Source organism: Gammaproteobacteria bacterium (assembly GCA_027296625.1).
Classification (GTDB): Bacteria; Pseudomonadota; Gammaproteobacteria; order JAKEHO01; family JAKEHO01; genus JAKEHO01.
Map to the genome: position 1 here is coordinate 1 of JAPUIX010000026.1, position 3,494 is coordinate 3,494.

Annotated in this window: 3 protein-coding genes; 2 read left to right on the forward strand and 1 reads right to left on the reverse strand. The window is 54.5% G+C overall.

Features of this window, described 5'->3' with window-relative positions:
• Positions 1 to 376: 376 nt before the first annotated feature.
• Complete coding sequence (locus O6944_01085; protein MCZ6717742.1) at positions 377 to 1,222, reverse strand: hypothetical protein; 846 nt, start codon at positions 1,220 to 1,222, stop codon at positions 377 to 379.
• A gap of 296 nt (positions 1,223 to 1,518) precedes the next feature.
• Between O6944_01085 and O6944_01090 the strand changes: the two genes are divergently transcribed.
• A complete protein-coding gene (locus O6944_01090; protein MCZ6717743.1) occupies positions 1,519 to 1,848 on the forward strand; it encodes a transposase in 330 nt (109 codons plus the stop codon).
• 569 nt (positions 1,849 to 2,417) lie between these two features.
• Positions 2,418 to 3,494: tetratricopeptide repeat protein (locus O6944_01095; protein ID MCZ6717744.1), on the forward strand; the 1,077-nt coding region annotated here is incomplete at its 3' end.

Consider the following 3,494-nt stretch of genomic DNA (forward strand, 5'->3'; position numbering starts at 1 on the left):
CGCGGGCATCGCCGGGATCGGCTTCATCATCGACAGCCAGCCCTCCCGCGAATCACCATGACAACCGAATCACGCAACCGAACCTCAGGCAACAGGGCGGTTTTCCCCATCCCCGGCCAAGAGTCGTGATCGGGCGCCCCGGTTCGCTCCCCGGACCCGTGGCGTTCATGTGCGACCTTCGGGTGGCCCCCGCCTTGAGTAAATGGGGCGCGCAGGGTAAGGCCGTTTTCTGCACCGGGCGGCACGCTATTTTCTTCGGAATCAATTGTGATAGGACCTACGCGCCATACCACCCTGGGCCCGCGCATGGGCGAATGCGGTTGCCGATTGCCTGTTTCCGACCGCGTGGACGCGTTATCAGCCGGCGGTGGATGTCTTAGACACTATCCCACAGATCGGTAAGCTGGGGGATGTTACGCCGGATATCGGACCGCCAGCAAAGCTCGAAGCCCCGTTCACGCATATCATGGGGTACTTTTTCGGGGAGGATTTTTCTGAGATCCTCCAGATCGTCGAACAGGATGCCGCCGCCTTCGCCCACGTAGTCTTGGAGGTCAGGACGGATATTTGCAATACAGACGCCGACGCCGGCCGCCTGAGCCTCGGCAACCGCCAAGGGCCATCCTACATTTTTCAAAACTTTGTCGGCGGTATAGACCAGCCAGCGGTGTTGTTTATAAACCCCAGGCATTTCTTCGGGTTGCACAACGTCACGGATATTGCACAGCCCATTCATCGTCCTATTTTCTTCTTTCAATTTGTCTGCGCTGTAACCGATGGGGTACAGATTGAACGTGAGATCGGGCAGCATATTGGCGAGCGAGAGAAAATCCCCCATCGCCTTTTTCCCCAGGGTCGCGCCCATATTGATGATGGCGTCCCCATTTTCAGATTTATCGAAGAATCTATTGATGTCCACCACGGGAAACGCCAGGTGGAGCTTTTCTTCCTGGACCCCACATTTCAGGAAATATTCACAAGTAAACGGGAACGTCAGTACCCCAAGGCAGAGATCAGAATTGATTAATTCAGTAAAGCGACCGACCTTCTCCAGATAGGACGGATCAGCGGGATCAAACCCCGTCAGCACGTCAAAACTGTGGGCGCGGACGGTGTAAGGGATCGAATAATGCTCGCAGAACGGCACGAATTGATGGGCGAGGGTCATATAATGAAAATGGACAATATGAGGGTGAAAAACTTCCACCAATTGATCCAGCACTTTCTGTGGCGCATCGGCGCCAAGGCAATAACTGCGGTGATTTTGATAGGGCAAGTTGGCTGGTCTGGCCGCAAATATCTGAAGCTCGTACAGATGCGAAACATTCTCTATTTCGTTATAGATATATGTCTCCGAGAGCTGCGGGTATTCCTGAAGCAGGTATAAAACGCGCTTTTTCAAAGTCGTTTATCCTTCGTTTATTACAGCCCAAGATGATACCACCGTATGCGATATTGGTAGCGCATTCTCGAGTTGATTCAGGATTCCCCATTTGCATTCCTGCGACAAGGTTGATAGTGGCCCGATACCGCCCGGCAGGCAAGTCGGGGCGTGAGTTGGCCGCCTGGATCCGGCTGGTGCCGCGGCACAACACGACTGGCGGCAAGCAACGCCTGGGGCGGATCTCCAAACAAGGGGATCAGTATCTGCGGTGGCTTCTCGTTGCCAGCATTATGTCGGTTGTCCATCATGCGAAACGGCGTGTCATATCACACCTTCCGTGGCTTGCCGAAATTTTAACCCGCAAACCAACCAAGGTTGCCGCGGTGGCGGTGGCCAATAAGAACGCCTGCATTGTCTTGGGCGTTCTCATGGGTGGTGAGAGCTACCGGCCGGCGGCTCACTAGGCGTCGAGACGACAGGCAGAAGCCCAACAGTTTGACGGGGTGAAGGTGAGGTAACGCGAAAACGGTCGAACCGAGGGTCGGGAAAACCCGCTTGGGTCAGGGCGGCATCTGCGCGCGTGCTTTTGACTGGGACCTGGCCCCGCAGATTGCATTAGGGCCGGCGGTCGTGGAACAGCGCAAACAGGCCGGACACATGACTGCACCCGACTATCTTGCACCGATCTCAAAGAATCCATTGCCAAAGGGGAGCCGTCCACACATGACTCAAAGCGGACATCAGCTCAGTACTGTTCGGTATTCTCAACGGGTGCGTCCTCAACGCGTACAATAATTTTTCGGCAGGCTTTGCTAATCACAAACCAGCTCGTTAATGGATGGACCACGACCTATCGTGCCAGTGCAGTGCTGGATATGTCGCCGGATGCCCTTTGTGCTGCCATCGCCGGCAACCGGGGGAAGCCATCTAGAAATTCTCCGCTTAGCAGAATGCGGCTCAAAGAAGTAAGATTTCCCAACCCGGGCGGACTTTGCCGGCCAAACGACCAGACAGCCGATGGTAGGGCTAAAGGATGAACGCGAAAATAAACATATCGGAGACGTTAGGGACCGCGTTTGCGGCACACCAAGCAGGAAACCTTCCCAAAGCCGAGCAACTGTATCATCAAATCCTCGCGACCGATCGCAAACACTTCAATGCATTACAACTGCTCGGCGTAATCCATGCGCAGCGGGGCGAATTTCGCGAAGCGGTGCGCCTGATAAAAGCAGCATTGAAGGTCAAAAAAAATGATCAACAGGCATTGTACAATCTCGGCAAAGCCCTGCTCCCATTGAAGCGCCCAGGGGACGCGTTGAAATGCTTCGATAGGGTCTTGTCAATCAGACCTGACCATGCCGAGGCGCAAAACAATCGCGGAATTGCACTGCAGGAACTTCATCGTCTGGATGATGCGCTGGAGTGCTTTGACGAGGTGCTCGCGATCAGGCCTGATCATGCCGAGGCGCAAAACAATCGCGGAAATATATTGCTGGAACTTCATCGTCCCGATGAGGCGCTCCAAAGCTATGACAAGGCGCTGGCGATTCATCCCGACTATTTCGAGGCGCGCAACAATCGCGGAAATGCCCTGTTGGAACTGAATCATTTTGATGAAGCGCTCAGGAATTACGACCAAGCCCTGGCGATCCATCCCGACTATGCGAAAGCGCATAACAATCGCGGAAACGTGCTGCGAGGTTTGAGACGTTTGGAAGATTCCCTCGAAAGTTATAACCGGGCCCTGGCCATCGAACCCAATGCCGCGCGCACCCTATTCAATCGTGGAAAACTTCTTCTGGACTTGAAGCTCTTGGATGAGGCGGTCCAAGACTTCGAGTGCGGAATCAATATCGACCCCAATTACAGCGATGCTCGTGGGAGGCTCTACTACGCGAAAAGGCATGCTTGCGATTGGCGTGATTATGAAGAAGAGACATCGCTAATCTTGGCGGAAACCAGGGCCGGGAAGCGCTGCGCCACGCCGTGGCAATTCTTGGCCATGTCGGATTTGCCCGGCGATCAGCTGCAATGTACACAAAGCTGGCAGCGCGAGAATCACCCGGTCTCTGAATCACCGCTTTGGACCGGTGAACGTTACAACCATGAC